The sequence below is a fragment of the Actinoplanes aureus genome (genome assembly GCF_015704865.1).
GTDB classification, from domain to species: Bacteria; Actinomycetota; Actinomycetes; order Mycobacteriales; family Micromonosporaceae; genus Actinoplanes; species Actinoplanes aureus.
Map to the genome: position 1 here is coordinate 174,123 of NZ_JADQTO010000002.1, position 19,890 is coordinate 194,012.

Sequence of the window (19,890 nt, forward strand, 5' to 3'; positions counted from 1 at the left end):
TTGAGTCTCGACTGGATCTACTACGCCATTTCGTGGATCCTCCTGCGCTGGCATGCCCTGTGGGACGCGATCGGCGTACCGGATGGTCGCGTGCTGGGTACGAACTGGGCCTGGATCCTGGGCATCCTGTTCCTGGTGGTGACGCTGCGCGTCATCCTCTTCCCGGTCTTCGTCAAGCAGATCAAGAGCCAGCGAGCCATGCAGGCGCTGCAGCCGAAGGTCAAGGCGCTCCAGGAGAAGCACAAGGGTGACCGGGAGACGCTCCAGAAGGAAATGATGGAGCTGTACCGGACGGAGAAGGCGAACCCGCTGATGGGTTGCCTTCCGATGTTCCTGCAGATCCCGGTCTTCTTCGGCCTCTTCCACGTGCTGCAGCACCTGGACCCGTCGATCAGCGACAAGTACAAGCAGCTGTACGGCTGGTCGCTGGAGCAGTTCAACAGCGCGGCCGACGCGCACCTGTTCAACGCGCCCATCAGTGCGAAGTTCGGTTCGTCCACCGCCGAGCTGGCCGCCCTGGGTGCGAACGGCACCACCGTGAAGGTCCTCGCCGGCATCCTGGTCCTGATCATGATGGCGACGACGTTCCTCACCAGCCGCCAGATGATCCTCAAGACCGGCTGGGCCGAGGACCCGCAGCAGAAGATGATCCAGCGGTTGATGCTCTACGGCATCCCGTTCTCGCTGCTGATCTCCGGTGCGCTCTTCCCGATCGGTGTGGTCATCTACTGGGTCACCAACAACCTGTTCACGCTGGCCCAGCAGCAGTGGGTGCTGCGCAAGTTCCCGCCCGTGCAGATGGCCGGCGCCAAGACGTCGTCCTCGGCGCGCCCGGCCACCTCCGGTGGGCGTGGCATCAACAACCCCGTTCAGCCCGCCCGGACCGGCGGCCTGTTCGGCAAGAAGTCGGCTCCCGAGCCGGTCAGCCCCGTCGTCGACACCAAGGCGCTCGCACCCAAGCCCGGCGCCAAACCGGTGAATCCGAAGAAGGCCACCCGACCGGCGAACAAACCCAAGAGATGATCGCGGCTCGGCCATCCGACCGCCCACCCTCCGCCCATGATCGGACTAAAGGCAGACGGATGGCCCGAGCGCACCTCTTGCTTCAGACCTCCCCGCGCCATCGAGTACGCACCTCGCGGCGCGGGAAACAGCGGACCGACTTCGGTCCGGCCCGAGTGACAACGGAGATGAGACCGTGACCGACACCAGCACTCCCCCTTCCGCCGAGTCGTCAGCAGAGGTCGACGAGGCGGCTGCCGCCTCTGCCTCCGGCTCGACCGACTCGGCCTCGGCTGAGGCCAAGAAGTCGGAGAGCGTCGCCTCGGACGGCGACCTGTTCCGCCAGAGCGAGATCGCGGCGGACTACGTCGAGGGTCTGCTGGACATCCTCGACTACGACGGCGACATCGACGAGCTGGTCTCGGCCGGCCGGCCGATGGTCGAGGTGGTCGGCGGCCGGCTGCAGCCGCTCGTCGGTCAGCGCGGCGCCACGCTCGAGGCCCTTCAGGAGCTCACCCGTCTCGCCATCTTCCGGGCCACCGGCTCGCCGAGCCGGCTGCTGCTCGACATCGGCGGCTACCGGGCGTCGCGCCGCAAGGAGCTCGCCGCGGTCGCCCGTAACGCGGTGGAGAAGGTCAAGGAGCACGGCGACCCGGTGCGCCTGGAGCCGATGTCGGCGTTCGAGCGCAAGTGCGTGCACGACGTGGTGAACGCGATCCCGGGCGTGCAGAGCGAGTCCGAGGGCGTGGAGCCCAGCCGGCGCATCGTGGTGCGTGTGGCGGACTGATCAATGACGAACCCACGCTACGGCGCGGGGGACCTCGGCCCGGGCGTCGAATCGCCCGGGCCGTCGTCTTTCCCGCTGGATTCTGAACTCACGTCTCCGCCGGCCGAGATCGCTGTTGCCGCCGCTGAGGTCTTCAAGGAGCGCCTATCGCTGGCCGGCCGGTACGCGGAGTTGCTCGGGACCGAGGGTGTCGTCCGTGGGCTCATCGGGCCGCGGGAGACCCCTCGGCTCTGGGAGCGACACTTGGTCAACTGTGGTGTTATGTCGGAGATAATCCCTTTCGGCGCTTCGGTGGTTGACGTGGGGTCTGGCGCGGGTTTGCCCGGTATCGTGCTGGCAGTGGCTCGGCCGGATCTTGTCGTCACGCTGGTTGAGCCGCTGGCCCGGCGGACCGTGTTCCTTGAGGAGGCGGTCAGCGTCCTCGGCCTGGACGGGAACGTCACGGTCGTACGCGGTCGGGCTGAAGAGGTCGTTGACTCCCTGCCGGGGGCTGATGTGGTCACGGCTCGGGCGGTGGCGGCGCTCGACAAGCTGGCTGGGTGGTGCCTGCCGTTGGCGCGTACCGGGGGACGGCTGCTTGCCCTCAAGGGGGCTTCGGCTGCGGAGGAGATCGCTGCTCATGGGCGGGCGGTGAGTGAGCTTGGCGGGGGTGAGGCGGTTGTGCGCCTCTGCGGAGTGGGGTTGATCGAGCCGCCGGCGACTGTGGTGGAGATCGTCAAGGAGCGGGAGGTCGTTCCTGGGCGTGGGCGGTCGGGTGGTGGGGCGGCTCGTCGAGCTGGTGAGGCTCGGGGTGAGGCTCGTCGGGCTGATGGGAGACGGAGACCACGGAGGGGATAGATGGGCAGGCGGGGCGGGCGTAGGCGGGGCGGGCGGAAGTCGTATCCCGCCTCGTCGTCTGGATTGCCCTTGCCTGGCTCGCCGTCTGGCTCCTCGCTTGGCTCGCCGCCCGGCTCCTTGCCTGGCTCGCCGCCCGGCGCCTTGCCTGGCTCGCCGCCCGGCGCCTTGCCTGGCTCGCCGCCCGGCGCCTTGCCCAGCGCCTTGCCCAGCGCCTCGCTTGGCTCTCGATCTGGCTCTCCGCCTGGATCCTCGCCCGGCACCTCATCGCGGTCCTCGCCGTTTGGGTTGGTAGAGCTCGGGTTGGATGTGGAGGCTGTGTCTGCGGGTCTTCTGCCCGACCCGGCGCCCCCGCCGGCTTCTGCGGATGTGGTCCCGCTGGCGTCTGCGCCTGGGCTGTCGTCGGCGAGTGGTTCGCTGACGGCTTCTGCACCCAGGATGGCGGCTGCTGCTAGTTCTCTGTCGACGCCTCCGCCTGGCGTCTTCCCGGGCATCGGCTTGCTGGCGGAGCTCGTGTCGGATCTGAGTCCGACTAGTGGTCCGATGCTCCCAGTGGAGCTTGTCGACCGTGTGGCGATGTTGAGGTCTGACGCGGTGTCGTGGGCTTTGTTGCCGGCGGGTGAGGCGTTGCAGCGGAGCTGTGGGCCGGTCCTCATGCCGTTGAGTCCGGCTCCTGGTCGACCCCTGCGGTCGGTGCGAGGCGCGGATGAGTCCGCGCCTCGGCTTCATGGAGTTCCGGAGTTGGCGTATCGCTGCCTGCAGTCGTTGCCTTGGCCGGCCGGTGTAGTGGCCTGGCGCGGTGGTGACGGGGTGGAGCCTTCTACGTTGTCGTGGCCTGTGGCCGTGGAGGATCGCCTGTCGGGGTTCGGTGGGCGATCGGCGTTCCGTGGTGGGACTACCGGGCGGCGGGCAATTGGCGGGCTTGTGGAAACCGCCTCCAGCCCTGCTGACGGCGAGGAGAAGTCGGCGCGACCGAGTGCGGACGGTAGGCGTACGGAGAATGGTTTTGATCCTGGGTTTGGGGGTTGGTTGCGGCATGTTCCGGGCTTCATGGTGTTCATGAGGACGTTTGGTGGGGGCGACGCGGCGTTGCGCGCGACTCATCGGACAGAGGACCATGGCGGCGCATGCCCGACGCCCGTAGGCTGGCTGGGCGTCGATAGTGTGGACCGGATCTCTTCCGCCGGAACGCACGTCTTGCCGGCCGACCCGTTCCTAGCCAACAGGGATAAAGCGGTGCATGAGTACGGTGTTTCACGTGAAACCGAGTCGCCTCTCGACAGGCCGTCGGGAATGAGCGTGGGCGGACTGCACGCTGGCGAGCAAAACGTTCCGCAGCCTCGGGCCGGCGGATACGGGTCGCCACCGCGGTTCGGCTACGGAGCCCCACAGCCGCAGCAGGCTGCCGATGATCTGCGTGCGCCCGCTCCCAGCTCTGCGCCACCCGTCCCTACGGCTTCCGCCTCGTCGCCGACGAGTCCGATTTCGGCCGCGCCGGCGTCTGGGATGCCTTCCACTCAGCCCGACGAGCATGTTTCACGTGAAACGCCGAGCCCGGATGAGGACGATCCGCCCCTCGCCATGGAAGCGTTGCGAGCTGTGCAGATCCTGAACCCGAGCGGTGAGATCATCATGCCGCGCCCGGACCACCCGCGGGTGATTTGCGTCGCCAACCAAAAGGGTGGCGTCGGCAAGACGACCACCACGGTGAACCTGGCGGTCGCGCTGGCGCTCCACGGTAACCGCGTGCTGGTGGTCGACCTGGACCCGCAGGGCAACGCCTCGACCGGCCTCAACGTGCCACACCACGCAGGCGTGCCGGATGTCTACGACTGTCTTATCGACAATGTGCCGCTCGCCGAGGTGGCTCAGCCGGTGGAGGGCATCCCGAACCTCTACTGCGTGCCGGCCACGATCGACCTGGCGGGTGCGGAGATTGAGCTGGTCTCCGTCGTCGCCCGCGAGTCTCGGTTGGCTCGGGCGATCGCGGGGCACCCGGAGAAGTTCGACTACGTCTTCATCGACTGCCCGCCGTCGCTGGGCCTGTTGACGGTCAACGCGCTCTGCGCTGCGCAGGAGGTGCTGATCCCCATTCAGTGCGAGTACTACGCGCTGGAGGGACTCAACCAGCTGATCAACAACATCAATCTGGTACGCCAGCACCTGAACCCGACGCTGGACGTCTCGACGATTCTCCTGACCATGTACGACCGCCGGACGCGCCTTGCGGATGCGGTGGAGCAGGACGTACGGAACCACTTCGGAACCAAGGTTCTCAACGCCGTCATTCCCCGAAACGTGCGGGTCTCGGAGGCTCCTAGCTACGGCCAGTCGGTGATGACCTACGATCCGGGATCACGGGGTGCCACCAGCTATTTCGAGGCAGCCCTGGAGATCGCGATGCGTGGGGTCAACACGGGAGGCACGGCATGAAGAACCGTCCGCGGGGTGGCTTGGGCCGCGGCTTGGGCGCATTGATCCCCACGGCGCCCGCCGCTGAGCCAGCAGCACCCGTTGAGTCGGTTCCCGAGCCGGCGGCCGTTTCGACCCTGCCGTCGTCGCCAGTGACCACTGCGGTTGCCGTTCCCGCCCCACCGGTTCCCGCACCTGCGGCGCCGGCCGAAAACGAGCTGGCGCCGGTACCGGGTGCTCGATTTGCTGAGTTGCCCGTCGCAGCGATCGAGCCGAATGCCAAGCAGCCTCGGCACGTCTTTGATGAGGAAGCGCTGGAGGAGCTCAAGACCTCCATCCAGGAGGTGGGCTTCCTCCAGCCGATCGTCGTGCGTGACATGGGCGACGGCCGGTACGAGCTGGTCATGGGTGAACGCCGTTGGCGTGCCGCGCAGGCCGTCGGCAAAGAGACGATCCCCGCAATCGTTCGGGATACTCCGGACGATGCGATGCTGCGCGATGCGTTGCTCGAGAACATTCACCGCGCGAACCTCAACCCCCTTGAAGAGGCGGCTGCGTATCAGCAGCTGCTGGAGGAGTTCGGGGCTACGCACGAGGAACTCGCCCGGCGGATCGGGCGGAGCCGGCCGCAGATCTCCAACACGATCCGGCTGATGAATTTGCCTGCGCCGGTGCAGCGGCGGGTTGCGGCCGGGGTGCTCTCGGCTGGGCACGCGCGTGCGCTCCTTGGGCTTGATGACAGTCAGGCCCAGGACGATCTGGCGAAGCGGATTGTGGCGGAAGGGCTGTCCGTTCGCGCGACCGAGGAGATCGTTGCTCTGGCGATCGCGGACGGACCGGTGAAGAAGACAGCGCCGGCCCGGCGGGCGAAGGTCCATGCCCCAGCGCTGAACGATCTTGCGGAGCGGTTGTCGGATCGGTTCGATACTCGGGTCAAGGTCGACATCGGTCGGAACAAGGGGAAGATCACGATCGAATTCGCGACCGTGGATGATTTGGAGCGGATCGTCGGGATGATCGGTGTGGAAGAGGAAGGCGCTTCTCGGGGTGGCGAAGCCGGGGAGTGAGGTTTAGGGCTTGCGAAGGCGCGTGGATGTTTTCACGCGCCTTTCTTCGTCTGTGGAGCCGGTTAGGGCATGGGTTCGTCCTGGTGGATGCCGAAACGGACAAAGGTTAACTGTTCTCGCATTTTAAATGCGCATCTGGTCGGCGATGGGCGAGGCCGAAATCCCAGGAGAATCGTTCTGACAGAACTGCGGTGAACCCCTTTTCATGTCGTGAGTGGATGTCTCGGCTCCGTTGCCTTGGCGATCGCGGACGGGCCGGTGAAGAAGACGGCGCCGGCCCGACGGGCGAAGGTCCATGCCCCGGCGCTCAGAGAGCGGTTGCCCTTGTGCGGCTCGTCAGGCTCAGGCGATTCGGCGCCGTTCCGAGTTCGGCCATGATCGGCCGGATGCCGTGGATGCTCGTGGCTGACTGTCTGCCGTGGAACTCCTTGGAACCCCTTGGTGTCTCATGGATTGGGGTGTTCTCCGGGCCTGGCCCAACCCGAGCGGCGAGCGGCCTGTTGATCATGATGACGTCGAGTGGTTCTGGTTTGCGTGGTGGTGGTGTTCTGGAAGGGGTTGGCCGATGACCGCCTGGACCGGCGAGGAGCCATCGCGGATTTCGGTGAGGTTCCTTGCATGGTCCGTTTCGACGGACGCGGGCCATCTGACGGCGCAGTGGTTTGGGCCCTCGAGCGGACCAGGCTGATCGATCGGGACCGTTCGGTTGAGGCTTCTCAAAATTGCTCGGGGCTCGGGGCTCGGGGCTCGGGGCTCGGGGCTCGGGGCTCGGGGCTCGGGGCTCGGGGCTCGGGGCTCGGGGCTCGGGGCTCGGGGCTCGGACGCCGCAGCCATCAGCTCTACTGTGTGAGCCGGTGGCATGTTTGCCGGGCAGAAGCTCCGTCGCTCTCCGTCCTTGATCCGCCATGGCGACCAACCTGAATATGGATGGGCGCTCGCACCTTCGTTCTCCGGATCGAGCCGCCTACTTTGGCACGGCCGTCATGGGGGTGCGGCCGCACTAGCCGCTGCGCATTCTGCAGCTGACCGCCCCGCATCGGGAGATGCGTTGTCGTGGCGGTCGCAGGTTTCGGTAGGCCCATGTGTTCGATCTTGGAGGTCGAACACCAGGGCGCCCTTCGACCGTTGCGGCCTTCCAGTAAGCGGCTCAAGGCACCGTCAGCCGGCCGCGTTGGCCGGCCGCCGAGCGAGGCTCTTGGTGAGCGACCGGTGGGCGGCAATACCGATGGTCTGCCTCTTGTACAGCCGGGCCGTCTTTTAGTTGATGTTTCGAAGTCATGGACTCAGGACGGCGACGCTGCCGCACCTAGCTTTGGCCCTCGACCGGTATCCGCGTAGTGATGCCGGTGCGTGGTGCGTGGTGCGCGGTGCGTGGTGCGTGGTGCGTGGTGCGTGGTGCGTGGTGCGTGGTGCGTGGTGGGCGGTGCGCGGTGCGCGGTGGGCGGAGAGCCTTGAGTCGGGTCCACCGCCCACGACCGGGGGTCGCTCGCGCCTTATCGCCAGCAGTTGGCTGAATCCTGTGACCTACGTGCTCGCCTGCCCGGAATCCATGCAACACGATCCTGGCCTATCGCTACCTTCTGTGGGTCTACCTGGCCCATGAAGTGACGTCCGAGAAACCCGCGTGGATTGGGATTCGCTGCTATCTCCCTCGCCGGCCTTACTGATCTTGCCTGCCCATACTCACCTCGCCTGACCTTGCTGACAGCTAATACCGAACAGGCCTGTCATACGACTGTGGGCGGTGGGGTCTGGCACGTGTCGTTCCGATGGCCTGCATGGTCGATGCCGAGTAGCGACCACCGGGCATGAGCTGACGCGGCTGCCGGGCTCCAGCGCCTTTCAGTCCTCCGCCGTCAGACGAGTCAACACTCAAAGCCGCCCACCGCGCGACGACTAATACCTTGCCGGTCCGCTCGAATGCTCGACGTGCCGGGAAACGGACGGGCCTCGGCGCTGGTTTACGTGAAACATCGAATCGCGATGAGCTTGTAGCGATCCCTGAAGCGGGGGCGTCTCCAGAGCCTTGCCATGCTGCGGCGTCGACCGCTTCGTCCATGGTTCATTGCTAAAGGAGGCCGTCGTGACCGTGGCCTATCCGTTGTAGTCCCGAGGCCGTAGGCGGCGTACAGAACGCCTTGCGGATTGCACCGTGGACGTATGCCTCAGTTAGGAGCCAGCGTCGCCTGACGACCCATGTTGCGTTCTCCGTGCGAGCGACTGTGCGGCGCTGCGGTTCTTGATAGGCCGGCCATCTCGAGAATGCTGAGTGTGTGGACTTCCGCCTGGCGTGAGGCGCGGCTGGCACCGCACTGACTTCGCTGCCGTAAAGCTCGGCCGAGGGTTCCGAACGCTGCCGCAGGGCTGGTTGGTTTCACGTGAAACATTGAAGGTCGAACGGAGCTTCGGCGAAGCGGACGATCTAGCCGATCGAGGGGTGCGTCTGGTTAGGACCGGCCTTGGGGTGGCGGGAGTCAAAGATTGCGCGCTGGTCTGTAGGCGCAAAGTGTTCACCGGCCTGATGGCGTGGCGGACAGGGACATTCGGTCAACTAGCTAGTGGCTGAGTGGGCTGGTGTGGCTGCGGCCCGACGGATTCCGCCTGCAGATTCGCGACCTTCCGCGCTGCGGATGGTCGTGCGCCTCCGCATCGTCTGTGTCAGCTGGGCGGGTCACCGTCAGGCGGCGCAGCCAGCCTATGGCCGGGTTATTCCGGACATCGGGAGCCGGCCTCACCGCAGTCGGCGATTGCCCACATACAGCCCAGCTGTGTGATTTTGTTGCTCTGGCGGTGCGTCGAGGATGACATGCCGATAGCGCTGCATCCGAGGTGAGACCCGCTGTACCAAGCGATCGTGACTCAGCAACGTTGCTCGTGCCGGTCGGCCGCAGCCCGGTTACAGCTCGCGGCGGCATGCGGCGCCATGGCGGCGATCGGGCGTCAGACGGCGACTGCGGCGCCAGCGGAGACGGCCGGCAAAGTGAACGGGATGGTGTCCGCGGTGGCGGCTGCCCTTGTGGAGACGGCGGGTAGGACGAGGCGGGGACGGTGTCCGCGGTGGGCGGCTGCGCATGCGGAGACGGCGGGGCACGGTAAGGCGGAGGCGGTGTCCGCGGTGGCGGCTGCGCTACGGAGACGGCCGCACGGTGAACGAGGACGGCGCTCGGGGGACCCGGCAGCTTCGACGTTTGCCTGCTCGCTGTGGCCCGGAAGAAGAACGGGGATCAACAGTCGGGGGGTCGTCGGAGGCAGGCCGAAGTGCTGGCGTTTTGAAGCGGGCTCACCGACGCAGCGCGGCGGCATGGCTGGCCGGGACAGCTTCAATAGCGGGTAAGTCCCGATCGTGCTGGTCGCTTCGGTCAACCGTTCTAGTGCCTTCCGAATGGAGGCGTTGATGCAGCGCCTCTAGGTCGCGGCCAGTGATGCGATTACAGGGTGGAAGCCCGTTGTCCCCGGAGCAACGACAAAGGTCGGACGACGAGGAAATCAATCCGGTGGCCATGGCGACGTAGGCGGGGAAGTCAGAGCGGTTCAGTCCGTGCTGCTGAGGATCTGGCCAGTAATGGGGCCTTCGCGACACGTGCCGCCCTGGAAGTTGGGGTGAGAGGAACGCGTGCGTTGGTACGGCGCTCCGCGATCACGCGGGCGTTGGCTGCGGTGCTACGTGACTGGAGTGTTCGTTGGTTACGGCGTTCCGCAGCCGTGTTGTTTAGGGACCGTGGCAACCGCCTGCGTTGTCTGCACCGCTCTGCGATCGTCTGTCCAAGGTCCCATTGAGCTTCAGCAGGCGACCTCTTGTAGCGGGCGAGTGCATAGATATCACGTGAGGCTGCTTGGCGCCTTTCCGACGTCCGGAGGGCTCTGAGAGGCTTGGCTCGCTCTGGGCGTCCCGGGCACCGATCAGGTGGTGCGGCTGGAGCGCGACGTTCGACGCGAGCCAGCCGCCAGCCGGGTGATGCGTTGGTGCTGAGAATGAGCGTCGACGGGTCCTCGGCAGGCGGCGGGCGTAGGCCAACAGGATTCGACGGGTGCGAGGGCACGGATGTCGATCCGCGGTCGGCCGTGCTGATGCGACTGTATTCAGTCGCGCTCTCCGCGACGCAGGTCGCTACGTCGACAGCCAGATAGCCGACGACACATCACGCCTCGTTGGCCGCCGCCGCACCGTTGCCGTAGGGGCCGTGATGCACAACCGGCCGAGAGGGTTCCGGGGTTGGCCACGGTGGTCCCGTTACAGACGGGGGCTTCGTGCGGCGGTAGCGCGGTGGGGGCCGAGTTTGAGCGCGATAGGGATTGCTGGTGGTACGTCTAACCGACGACACCCCGGCCGTCTGACTCACCGACGTTCATGCCCGGATACAAGCCCGACCCCGCCGATATCGGTGTCCCGCTTGCGCTCATCTCTGGCTCTCGCATGTAAAGAAGGTCTTCGATTTCTCGGTCGAGGCAAGGGCCTCAGGTTCCGAAGCCGCCATCCCTGCTCAGCAGAGTTGGCGGAAGCGTAACTTGTGTCACTACTCGTTTCACGTGAAACGAGCGTTGGTTGGTGGAGGTGCCGCAGCCCATCCTCTGGCGGCCTTGGGCATCACAATCCCGCGGCTGGGCGGCTGGGCGGCTGGGCGGCTGGGCGGCTGGGCGGCTGGGCGGCTGGGCGGCTGGGCGGCTGGGCGGCTGGGCGGCTGGGCGGCTGGGCGGCTGGGCGGCTGGGCGGCTGGGCGGCTGGGCGGCTGGGCGGCTGGGCGGCTGGGCGGCTGGGCGGAGCCAGCGCGGGCGGAGGACCGACCGCGGCTGGCGGTGCGCGGAGAGCAGACCGTCAGGGTTCACCGTTAGATCGACGCTGCCTTCACTTGGCTGGAAGAAAAGCTTGTTCGGCGGAGTGGGTCCAACGGCAGGGATGTAGGGATCGGAAGTAAAGGCGGGGAAGGGGAGATGGGCTTGAAGCGGCCGAGCCGCCCCATTGAAATGGAGATCGGCTGAGGGGTCGCCGACTAGCACTCGCGTCCGTGGAGGACGACCACCTGAGTGACCGCCTCCAGGGGAGGTCGACATTTTGGCTAGAGCTCGCCTCGGCAACGGCGGAGTCAACCCAAGGCGGACTCGCCTTGTCGCTCGCTGTTGTGGGTAACGGGATTGTCTTGCGTTTCACGTGAAACGAGAACGTTGACGCCATCAAGCGGGATGGATAGCCGCCTAGAGGTGCGTTATGGGCGGCGTCTCCGGGAAGGCCTTGAGCTTTACCCCAAAGGGGGACGGTGGAGCTCGCTTGGCGTAACGCGAACCGGGGGGCGCGCCTCGACAGGCATGCGGTGTTCCCGCCGCTGCTGTAGCGAGCGCCATGTTCGGCTTGAAACCATGCGCCTGGATGTCAGTCCCGGGTGCCGCGCGAGCTCAGACACATGGCTCGCAGTCCCACGGCATAGTCTCCGTGTCTACCGGTTCAGTCGCCGGGAACGTGCTCACCGTCTCGGTGGCGGTCGGTGTCGGCCAGCAGATGCGGGCGGGACCGCGACAGCCCAACGCGACGATCGCCCCAGCGCCCCAGCGCCCCAGCGCCCCAGCGCCCCAGCGCCCCAGCGCCCCAGCGCCCCAGCGCCCCAGCGCCCCAGCGCCCCAGCGCCCCAGCGCCCCAGCGCCCCAGCGCCCCAGCGCGGCACGGGAGCGCCAGCACGCCGGACGGCGGTACGAGGGATACGGCGGCACGACGGACACGGCGGCACGACCAACCATCCCGCTCTGGCGTAACGCAGAAATTGCTGGCTCAGTTGCTTCGATGGACAAGGCGGCCGGCCATCCCACGCTGATCGGATGCCGACAGTTCCCAAGGCGAGATGCCGCAGCCTCGCATAGCACGACCACCACCGCTCACCCCGCATGACGGTCGATCAACGGCAATTCATGAGGGTGCCCGTCCCGACCCCCGCTACGCGCCCAAGGCATCGAAGCATCGGCAAGAACGATGCCCGCCCCCCGAACCACACCGGCGCCAACGACCTCACCCCAGGTATGCGCCGACACCACTATCCACACCCTGTGCGTTCCGCATGTAGACCCCCACCCACCCACCGTTTCACGTGAAACGCGACCGATGCCCCTGCACTCGTCCACCGCGCTATCCACAGGGCGTGCAAGCGTTCTACGTCGAGTTTCACGTGAAACCGGCGAGCCTGTGGATAACTTCTGTGGATAACTTTGGGGTGGATATCGGGAGACTGGGACGCTTATCACCGTCAACATGCGGGCGGCGCTCAGCCAGGCTGAAAGTCCGTCCCTCAGTCGTGCGAAATTGACCCAGGACAGCCCCTCCTGACCTGGGCTAAGGTCACGTCGTGTCAGAGAACACCGCCCCCATGCCTGACTTCACCCGCTGGCCGTCGTTCCCCTTCGAGGGCGACATGCGGGTCAAGAAGCTCGCCGCTCCGGTGGATGTCGAGCCGCCCCGCAGCGGCGAGGATGCCACCGACTGTGTGGCCTGCGGAACGCCTGATGACGCGTACATCTGGGTCAGCGAACGCTGGCGGGTGCGAGCGATGGACCGCCCGACCGGCCTGCCGATGGTCTTGATTCTGGAGTGCCGTTCGCACCTCGACCTGGGGGACCTGCCCAACCTTCTGGCCGCCGAGCTCGGTGTCATGACGGTTCGGCTGGAGCGTGCGATCCGCTCCCTGGACGGTGTCGCTCGGGTACACGTCAACCGATGGGGTGACGGCTCCGCCCACCTGCACATGTGGTTCCTTGCCCGGCCCTATGGCCGGCTTCAGCTGCGCGGCACGTTCCTCTCGCTCTGGGACGACATCCTCCCGGTCATCCCAGAGGCGCAGTGGCGGGAAAATCTGGCGCTCGTCGCCGCCTGGCTCGCCGACTTCGGCGGCAAGGCGAACGCTGAGCCCGCCCACATCCAGTGGGAGTCGCCCTCGACGTTCAGCGTGCCGACGGCGACGACTGTGGACACCGAGCCGGACGACAGCCGCCGGCCCGCGACCCTGGGCGACGTCGAAGCCGCCAAGGCGCCTCCGACCGAAAACCCCGAAAACCCAGACACGGCCGAGCAGCCGATCGCGCAACAGCCGTCGCCCACCGCCGCATCCCCCGAGGCACCAACAACCGAGGACCAAGGAGGGGTACGCCCTTCTGGCGCAAAATCCGCGGCAAGCGACCACAGGTCGGACTTGGGCACCGAGGTGTCCCCAGCGGCTGATCCGGAATCGCAGTACCGCTCCGAACGCCGGTTCCCAGAAGCCCCCGCCCCGGACCCAGGCAACCCGGCGAACTCCGGACAGGCGCCCGTCCAATCAACACTGCCCGGGTCGCTCTGAACCTGCGGACGCTTCCAGAGACCGCCTGACAATCGGATTCAAGCCGGCGGATGGCTTGCCGCACATCCGCATTCAACTCGCGGCCAATGGAAATCGGCACCGGACAGCCCCAGAGGCTCGCGTGCCGGGCCTTCAGGCGCCCGCGTGCCGGGTCTTCAAAGGCTCGCGTGCCAGGCCCTTCAAGGCTCGCGTGCCCGAGGGGCTTCCGGGGTTGATATGCCAGGGGCACTCAGAGGCTCGTGGGCGAGGCCTTCAAAGGCTCGCGTGTCCGAGGGCTTCAGAGGTTGATATGCCGGGCACTCAGAGGCTCGCGGGCGAGGCCTTCAAAGGCTCGGGACCCGGGCTCCAGAGGGTTTGGGTGCCGGGCCAGAGAGGCTCATAGACGGGCGTTTCAGAGACGTGTATGCCGGTAAAGCCGAGGACTGCGCTGTCGTCTGCTGCCGGGTCGTATTGAGTCTGCGGCGCCATGAAATAGCCGCCCGGAACGCGACGCAAGATCATGCAAATGCCGCCCCAAGGTGCCGTCACAGGCAGGTCAAAAAGTACCGGTGTCCGGACCACTCAAAGCACCCCGGACAAAGGCCGCGCGGAGGATTCAAAGCAGAGGGGTCAAACAGGCGTCAGCAAAAACAGGAAGGCCCGGCGCTCACCGGGCCTTCCTGTGGTGCTGACTAAGGGATGCGGGCGGACATGGCGTATCAGTGAATCCGTCAGCCAGCCTTACTACGGGCCACCGCCCGCTCAACCAACGCGCTCAACATCGCCCCCAGATCCACCCCAGCCGCCTGAACCGCCAGCGGCAGCAACGACGTCTCAGTCAACCCGGGCGACACGTTGCACCCCAGCACCTGCGGCTCCCCACCCGCACCGACGATCACGTCAATGCGGGACAGATCCCGTAGACCCAGAGCCTTGTAGGCCGCCAACGCCGTCTCCGAAACCCGAGCGGCGATCGCGGGATCAAGGCGAGCCGGCACGTGCCACGTCGTAAGACCAGCCGTGTACCGGGCGGCATAGTCGTACACCCCGTCGCGCGGAACGATCTCGACGATCGGCAGGGCCTGCGGACCGGTGCCCAGATCGATGATCGAGACCGCCACATTGGTGCCCGTGACGTACTGCTCCACCAGCGCGGTCGAGTCGTACGCGAAGCAGCCCACCATCGCAGCCGGCAGATCCGCCGCGTCCCGGACCACCGCGGCGCCCAATCCGGACCCACCCTGTGCGGGCTTCACCATGAGCGGCAGCCCGAGCCGGTCTACGATCCGGTCCAGCACCGCCACCGCGCCCAGCTCGGAAAACCGGTCATGGGGCAGTGCCACCCAGTCGGGCGTAGGGATGCCGGCTTCGCGCAGCATCGACTTGGCCGACGGCTTGTCCCAGGCCAGCCGGGCGGTACGCGCGTCCGCCCCCACGTACGGAATCCCGCACAGGTCGAGCACACCGCGGAGTGAGCCGTCCTCCCCGGTGGCGCCGTGCAGCGCGATCACCACGGCGTCCGGCGGGTCGGCCTGGAGCGCCGGCAGGAGGGAGACGTCCGCGTCGTGCTGCTCGGTGGTCAGGCCGGCCGAGCGCAACGCGTCCAGCGCCCGGCGGCCGGATCGCAAGGACACGTCCCGCTCGTAGGACAGCCCACCGGCGAGCACCAGAACTCGAATGTCGTCACGCGTACCCATGGGTGTGATCATGCCAAGTCGGGGCCGGGAGCGTCGGCAGCGGCCGGACCACGACGGCGGTGGGCATGAATGGCGGCGGAGCCGCCGAAGACCGCGCGCATCGCCAACTCCTGCTCCATGACACCGGAGAGGCGCCGCACGCCCTCACGAAGCCGCTCCGGGGCCGAGAACGAGAAGTTGAGCCGGATGTTGCTCCGGCCGGTCCCGTCCGCGTAGAAGCCCGTTCCGGGCACGTAGGCGACGCGTGCGGCGATCGCCCGCGGCATCATCGCCTTCGAGTCGAGGCCTTCGGGCAGGGTGGCCCAGACGAACAGGCCACCGGCCGGGCGGGTCCAGGTGGTGCCGGCCGGCATCAGGTCGTGCAGGGCGGAGAGCAGCGTGTCCCGGCGTTCCCGGTAGATCTCCCGGTAGACCTTGATCTGCTCGCGCCACGGCATCGTCGTCAGGTACTGGGTGACCGCGCCCTGCGCAAACGCGCTGGGGCAGAGCACGTTGGCCTCGCTCATCATGACCAGCTTCTCCCGCACGGCGTGCGGCGCGAGGATCCAGCCGACCCGCAGGCCCGGCGCGAAGGTCTTGGAGAACGTGCTGACGTAGAACACACCGTCGCGCCGCCGGGCCCGCAGCGGCAGCGGGGCGTCGCCGGAGAAGGAGAGCATCCCGTACGGATCGTCCTCGATCACCAGCAGCCCGGCCCGCTCGCAGATGTCCAGGATCTGCTCGCGCCGCTCCTCGGAGAGGGTGACGCCGGCCGGGTTCTGGAAGGTGGGGATGGTGTACAGGAACTTGGCCTGGCGCCCGGCCCGTGCGCACGCCGCGATGGCTTCCTCGAGGGCTGCCGGGATCAGGCCCTCGTCGTCCATTGCCACGTGCCGCACCTGTGCCTGGGCGGCCTGGAACACGCCGAGTGCGCCGACGTAGGTCGGCCCCTCGGCGAGCACCACGTCACCCGGGTCCAGGAACAGCCGGGCGAGCAGGTCGATGGCCTGCTGTCCACCCACGGTGACGACCACGTCGTCCGGCGAGGCGTTGTTGATGCCGGAGAGGGTCATCACCTCGCAGATGCGCTCCCGCAGGTCGATGGTGCCCTGGCCGATGCCGTACTGCAGGCTTACGGCGCCCTGGTCGGTGGCCAGACGGTTGAGCATCTCACCCACCGCGTCCAGCGGTAACGCGGCGATGTACGGCGAGCCGCCGGCCAGGGAGACCACCTCGGGGCGGCTCGCCACGGCGAACAGGGCTCGGATCTCTGAAGTGGTCATCCCGCGAACACGTCGCGCGTACCGATCGGTGTAGTCGTCCTGGGTCGTGCCGGTCATGCGGCTCTCACCTCGCTGAATCGTCGGTCGAGACGCCATCGATCCTAGACGGGAAAAGCACGACCGAGTCCGGTCGTCCCATTCGGCTGTTGCCCGACCTGCTCCCGTTCATGGCGATTCCGACGTAGGATTCGGCGGGGGCGCGGCGGAGCACGTGGAGGCGACCGTGCTTCGATACGTGTTCGATTCGTGTCCTGAGCAAGGGGTCCGGCATGTCGCGACGCCTGGTCAATCTCACCCTCGACACCCTCGAGGATTTGCCCCGGCCCTGCCGTCAGTGCGTCTACTGGGAGCTCGATCCGGTCTCCGCCGAGCGCGCCTGTGCCACCGGCGACCCCGGCCTGGAGAAAGAGGCCTGGGTCTCGCAGACCCTTCTCGAGTGGGGTTCCTGCGGCAAGCTGGCCTACGTGGACGGGATGCCGGCCGGGTTTGTCATGTATGCGCCACCCGCCTACGTCCCCCGGTCGATGGCCTTCCCGACGTCCCCGGTGAGCGCGGACGCCGCCCTGCTGACCACGGCCAAGGTCGTTCCGGCTTTCGTCGGTGGCGGCCTGGGCCGGATGCTGGTCCAAGGCGTGGCGCGGGACCTCACCAAGCGCGGCATCAAGGCGATCGAGGCGTTCGGTGACGCCAAGGCCGGCGAGCGCGACGACGATGACGAGCGGGCGGGCACCTGTGTCGCCCCGGTCGACTTCTTCCTGTCGGTCGGCTTCAAGACGATCCGCCCGCACCCGCGTTACCCGCGGCTGCGGCTGGAGTTGCGGACCGCCCTGTCCTGGAAGTCCGACGTCGAGTACGCGCTGGAGAAGCTCCTCGGCTCGATGAGCCCGGAGACCCTGCTGCGTCCGGTCCGCCCGGTGACCGCCACCCGGTCGGTGGAGAACTAGGCGCGGTCGGCCAGCGCCATCCGCAGCTGCCGGACGTCGATCGAGCCGGTCGGCACGTCCCGCTCGACCGGGAAGTACATCCGCTGCACCGCGGCCAGGATCGCCTCGACGATCTGCTCGCGGAACATCGGGTCGATCAGCCGTCCCCGGTCGACCGGCGACGTCAGGTAACCCAGGTCCACCCGTACCGTCGGCATCCGGGTGAGCCGCAGCAGGTCCCAGGTCTTCGCGTGGATGCGGCAGTCGTGCATCCCGGTCCGCACGACGATCTCGCGCTGCACCAGGTTGGCCAGCCGTTCGCCGACCGTGGAACTCAACCCGTTCCCGGTGCCGTAGTGGTAGGTCGCCACGCCCTCCGCCGACGCCGAGGAGTGCCCGTCCAGGTGCAGTGAGATCAGCAGGTCGGCACCGAGACTGTTGGCCAGCGCGGCCCGCTCGCCGCCGCTCATCGGTGCGGCCGGCGACGGGCCCCGGGTCAGGTGGACCCGCATCCCGGCCGCGGCGAGCCGGCCCTCCAGCCGGGCGGCCAGGTCGAAGACCAGGTCCGCCTCGTTCCACCGCAGCGGGCCGTCGGGCACCACGACGCCGGTGTCGTCACCGCCGCCGTGACCCGGGTCGATCACGATGGTCTTGCCGACCAGGTTCGGCCCGGACTGGCGGAACGCCTCGGCCTCGCGCAGCCACTGCGGGCGGCCGCCGACCACCTTGCGGCCCAGCCGGCGCAGTGCCTTCATGGTCAGTGGGCCGCACGAGCCGTCAGGTGCCAGACCGACCTCGCGCTGGAACTGCGCGACCGCACGAGCGGTCCGGGCGCCGTAGATGGCGTCCGGGCGGCCGGTGTCGTAACCCATCTCCAGCAGACGCTCCTGGAGCGTCCGCACGTCCTCGCCGACAAGCGCGTCCGGCACCGAGTGGAACAAGGTCCGCGAGCCGAGCCGCCAGCGGGCCGCGTCCAGAGCGCCCCAGGTCTCGTCGCCGACCATGCCGTCCACCCCGAGCCCCCGGTCCTGCTGGAAGGCGCGGACCGCGGTCTCCACGGCCTCGTCGAAGACGTCCGGCTCGGCCTCGCCCAGCAGCTCCAGGCCGACCAGGATCGACCGGATCTCGGAAACGGCTGGACCGGTGTCTCCGCGTCGGATGGACCGCACTCAGGACTCCCTAGGGGCGAGAAAGGACGACCTTGACGAGCGTACGCCCCGCACCCCAAAAGGGCGCGGGGCGTACACCTGGAGGTCAGAGAGCCGATTCGATGAAGTTCACCAGGAAGCTCTTCGGCTTGGCGCCGGCCACCGAGTTGACCCGCTCGCCACCCTTGAAGATGGCCAGGGTGGGCACCGACATCACTTGGTAGGCGAGCGCAGTCTGCGGGTTCTCGTCAATGTTGACTTTGACGATCTCCACCTGCGAACCCAGCTCGGAGTCGGCGATCTCGGCGAGCAGCGGGTCGACCTTCTTACACGGCACACACCACTCGGCCCAGAAATCGACCAGCACTGGTTTGTCGGATTCCAGCACGTCGACGGCGAACGTCTTGTCGGTGACGACCTTCACGAGGACCCTCCCGGTCTTACAGCTCTACGAATGAAGCGATGAAGCGCTCGGCGTCCAGCGCGGCGGCACAGCCGGTGCCGGACGCGGTGATGGCCTGCCGGTACGTGTGGTCGACCAGGTCACCCGCGGCGAACACGCCGGAGAGGTTGGTCCGGGTGCTGGGGTGCTGCACCTTCACATAGCCCTCGTCGTCCAGCTCGACCTGGCCCTTGAAGAGCTCGCTGCGCGGGTCGTGGCCGATCGCCACGAACACGCCGGTCACGTCGAGGACCTTGGTCTCGTCGGTCTGCACGTTGCGCAGGCGGACACCGACGACCTTGCCGTCGTCGCCGAGGATCTCCTCGACCACCGAGTTCCACTCGATCTTGATCTTCGGGTTGTCGAGGGCCCGCTTCTGCATGACCTTGCTGGCCCGGAACGAGTCCCGCCGGTGCACGATCGTCACGGTCTCGGCGAAGCGGGTGAGGAACGTCGCCTCCTCCATCGCCGAGTCGCCGCCGCCGACCACCACGATGTGCTGGTTGCGGAAGAAGAACCCGTCACAGGTGGCACACGAGGAGACACCGTGGCCGAGCAGCTCCTGCTCGCCGGGCACACCGATCGGGCGCCACGCCGAACCGGTCGCCAGGATCACGGCGCGGGCGAAGAACTCCTGCTCACCCACCCACACCGTCTTGAGGCCCTCGGTGCCGGCCTCGGTCGGCTTGTCAGTCAGCTCCACCCGGGTGACGTCGTCGGTCAGGAACTCGGCGCCGAACCGCTCCGCCTGGGCGCGCATGTTGTCCATCAGCTCGGGACCCATGATCCCGTCCCGGTGACCCGGGAAGTTCTCCACCTCGGTGGTGGTCATCAGCGCACCGCCGGACTGGACGCCCTCGATCACCAGGGGCTTCAGGTTCGCGCGGGCCGCGTACAACGCCGCCGTGTAACCGGACGGTCCGGAACCGATGATGATCAGATTGCGGACTTCGTCCACTGCCGACTCCTCAGTCTGTCTTCGCCGCACGGATAGGTCGGCGACACTGCACGCTAGAACGTCAAG

General features: G+C 67.3%; 13 protein-coding genes. 8 read left to right on the forward strand and 5 right to left on the reverse strand.

What is annotated here, in order from left to right:
* From yidC to I4J89_RS49285, 7 genes are all read left to right on the forward strand, one after another.
* Positions 1–1,023, forward strand: coding sequence for a membrane protein insertase YidC (gene yidC / locus I4J89_RS03730; protein ID WP_196412390.1), 1,023 nt, complete (start codon positions 1–3; stop codon positions 1,021–1,023).
* A gap of 175 nt (positions 1,024–1,198) precedes the next feature.
* Positions 1,199–1,789, forward strand: coding sequence for a Jag family protein (locus tag I4J89_RS03735; RefSeq protein WP_196412391.1), 591 nt, complete (start codon positions 1,199–1,201; stop codon positions 1,787–1,789).
* A gap of 3 nt (positions 1,790–1,792) precedes the next feature.
* Entirely contained in the window at positions 1,793–2,626 is an 834-nt protein-coding gene (rsmG, locus tag I4J89_RS03740; protein ID WP_196412392.1) for a 16S rRNA (guanine(527)-N(7))-methyltransferase RsmG, read from the forward strand.
* 1,290 nt (positions 2,627–3,916) lie between these two features.
* Complete coding sequence (locus I4J89_RS03745; RefSeq protein WP_373688099.1) at positions 3,917–5,056, forward strand: AAA family ATPase; 1,140 nt, start codon at positions 3,917–3,919, stop codon at positions 5,054–5,056.
* Positions 5,053–6,102: a ParB/RepB/Spo0J family partition protein gene (locus tag I4J89_RS03750; protein WP_196412393.1), complete on the forward strand. Its 1,050-nt coding sequence runs from the start codon at positions 5,053–5,055 to the stop codon at positions 6,100–6,102. The genes I4J89_RS03745 and I4J89_RS03750 overlap by 4 nt, the downstream gene beginning before the upstream one ends.
* 4,578 nt (positions 6,103–10,680) lie before the next feature.
* Positions 10,681–10,932 (forward strand): hypothetical protein, encoded by a 252-nt coding sequence (locus I4J89_RS03755; protein ID WP_196412394.1) that lies wholly within the window; start codon positions 10,681–10,683, stop codon positions 10,930–10,932.
* A 1,517-nt stretch (positions 10,933–12,449) separates the two neighbouring features.
* A complete protein-coding gene (locus I4J89_RS49285) occupies positions 12,450–13,415 on the forward strand; it encodes a RodZ family helix-turn-helix domain-containing protein (protein WP_373688100.1) in 966 nt (321 codons plus the stop codon).
* Between the two features lie 710 nt (positions 13,416–14,125).
* Here I4J89_RS49285 and I4J89_RS03765 read toward each other — a convergent pair.
* Together I4J89_RS03765 and I4J89_RS03770 are read right to left on the reverse strand one after the other, a co-directional pair.
* Positions 14,126–15,091 carry a D-alanine--D-alanine ligase family protein gene (locus I4J89_RS03765; RefSeq protein WP_373688094.1) on the reverse strand — a complete coding sequence of 322 codons (966 nt, stop codon included), beginning with the start codon at positions 15,089–15,091 and terminating at the stop codon, positions 14,126–14,128.
* 8 nt (positions 15,092–15,099) lie between these two features.
* Complete coding sequence (locus I4J89_RS03770) at positions 15,100–16,410, reverse strand: aminotransferase-like domain-containing protein (protein ID WP_196412396.1); 1,311 nt, start codon at positions 16,408–16,410, stop codon at positions 15,100–15,102.
* A 212-nt stretch (positions 16,411–16,622) separates the two neighbouring features.
* On the opposite strand from I4J89_RS03770, the gene I4J89_RS03775 reads away from it, so the two are divergent.
* The gene (locus tag I4J89_RS03775; RefSeq protein ID WP_196412397.1) at positions 16,623–17,297 is read left to right on the forward strand and encodes a GNAT family N-acetyltransferase; all 675 of its coding nucleotides are present in this window, start codon (positions 16,623–16,625) and stop codon (positions 17,295–17,297) included.
* Here the strand turns inward: I4J89_RS03775 and I4J89_RS03780 are convergent.
* From I4J89_RS03780 to trxB, 3 genes are all read right to left on the reverse strand, one after another.
* Positions 17,294–18,445 carry an N-acetylmuramoyl-L-alanine amidase gene (locus I4J89_RS03780; protein WP_196412398.1) on the reverse strand — a complete coding sequence of 384 codons (1,152 nt, stop codon included), beginning with the start codon at positions 18,443–18,445 and terminating at the stop codon, positions 17,294–17,296. The genes I4J89_RS03775 and I4J89_RS03780 overlap by 4 nt on opposite strands.
* 85 nt (positions 18,446–18,530) lie before the next feature.
* Positions 18,531–18,848, reverse strand: a complete 318-nt coding sequence (gene trxA / locus I4J89_RS03785) for a thioredoxin (protein WP_196412399.1) — start codon at positions 18,846–18,848, stop codon at positions 18,531–18,533.
* A 16-nt stretch (positions 18,849–18,864) separates the two neighbouring features.
* Positions 18,865–19,824: a thioredoxin-disulfide reductase gene (gene trxB / locus I4J89_RS03790; RefSeq protein ID WP_196412400.1), complete on the reverse strand. Its 960-nt coding sequence runs from the start codon at positions 19,822–19,824 to the stop codon at positions 18,865–18,867.
* Positions 19,825–19,890 lie beyond the last annotated feature (66 nt).

Excerpts from the sequence above, each read along its gene's own strand:
- rsmG (WP_196412392.1), top strand. The coding sequence starts at position 1,793 with ATGACGAACCCACGCTACGGCGCGGGGGACCTCGGCCCGGGCGTCGAA.
- I4J89_RS03750 (WP_196412393.1), top strand. The coding sequence starts at position 5,053 with ATGAAGAACCGTCCGCGGGGTGGCTTGGGCCGCGGCTTGGGCGCATTG.
- I4J89_RS03775 (WP_196412397.1), top strand. The coding sequence starts at position 16,623 with ATGTCGCGACGCCTGGTCAATCTCACCCTCGACACCCTCGAGGATTTG.
- I4J89_RS03770 (WP_196412396.1), bottom strand. The coding sequence starts at position 16,410 with ATGACCGGCACGACCCAGGACGACTACACCGATCGGTACGCGCGACGT.
- I4J89_RS49285 (WP_373688100.1), top strand. The coding sequence starts at position 12,450 with ATGCCTGACTTCACCCGCTGGCCGTCGTTCCCCTTCGAGGGCGACATG.
- I4J89_RS03745 (WP_373688099.1), top strand. The coding sequence starts at position 3,917 with ATGAGCGTGGGCGGACTGCACGCTGGCGAGCAAAACGTTCCGCAGCCT.
- I4J89_RS03765 (WP_373688094.1), bottom strand. The coding sequence starts at position 15,091 with ATGGGTACGCGTGACGACATTCGAGTTCTGGTGCTCGCCGGTGGGCTG.